The organism is Megasphaera sp. AF13-6AC, assembly GCF_027685385.1.
GTDB classification, from domain to species: Bacteria; Bacillota; Negativicutes; order Veillonellales; family Megasphaeraceae; genus Megasphaera; species Megasphaera micronuciformis.
In genome coordinates this window covers 1-865 of sequence record NZ_JAQCUN010000072.1, presented here as the reverse complement: position 1 = coordinate 865, position 865 = coordinate 1, and the positions used below count along the sequence as shown (strand labels likewise).

The following is an 865-nucleotide window of genomic DNA, read 5'->3' as shown; positions in this document are numbered from 1 at the left end:
TCGTTTACGGATTGTTCAGGCTTTGCAAAATTTGCAACTTACCGTTACGGGGGTACGACCCTTGGCGGAAGCTATCGTGACGGCCGGCGGTGTGTCGGTCAGGGAAATCAATCCTAAGACGATGGAATCCAAGATAGTTCCCAATATATATTTTGCCGGAGAAGTTACGGATATTGATGCTTATACGGGCGGATATAATCTGCAGGCCGCTTTTTCTACCGGTTATGCAGCCGGCGTAGAAGCGGCCGGAGGGAGTGAATAGGAAATGAAAAAAATCAGTGTCGCCATAGACGGTCCGGCAGGGGCGGGTAAGAGCAGTGTTGCCAAAGCAGTAGCCAAGCGGGCGGGATACTTATATTTGGATACGGGTGCTATGTACAGAGCTTTGACATGGGCCGTCTTACAGGCCAACGTCGATTTGACGGATGAAAAAGCTTTAAAGAGCCTTATCAATACGGCAGAGATACATATGGAGCCGGGCGAAACGGATCGGGTATTTGTAAACGGCACGGATGTAACGGCACCTATTCGCAGTGCCGAAGTGACCGGACATGTATCGGCGGTAGCGGCCTTGCCGGCCGTAAGAGAAAAGCTGGTGGATTTACAGCGGCAGATTGCCGCCCGCGGCGGTGTCATTTTAGACGGAAGGGACATCGGAACCGTCGTTTTGCCGAAGGCGGAGCTCAAGGTTTTTTTAACGGCTTCCGTTGAAGCTCGTGCGGTAAGACGTTGTGTTCAGTTGGCGGAAAAAGGTGAAAACGTACCGCTTGAAAAGGTCAAGGCCGATATTGCGGCACGTGACAAGGCCGATAGTGAACGCCGTGTTTCACCCCTGCGCGAAGCCGATGATGCGGTACATGTGGAC

The 865-nt window shown here is 52.3% G+C and carries 2 protein-coding genes; both read left to right on the top strand.

Annotated features, from left to right (window positions below; all coding sequences use genetic code 11):
• On the top strand, positions 1-262 hold a 262-nt coding region (locus PGX78_RS05130), incomplete at its 5' end, for an NAD(P)/FAD-dependent oxidoreductase (RefSeq protein WP_270445702.1).
• 3 nt (positions 263-265) lie between these two features.
• Positions 266-865 (top strand): (d)CMP kinase (gene cmk, locus PGX78_RS05125; RefSeq protein WP_270445700.1); only part of this gene is annotated, 600 nt, incomplete at its 3' end.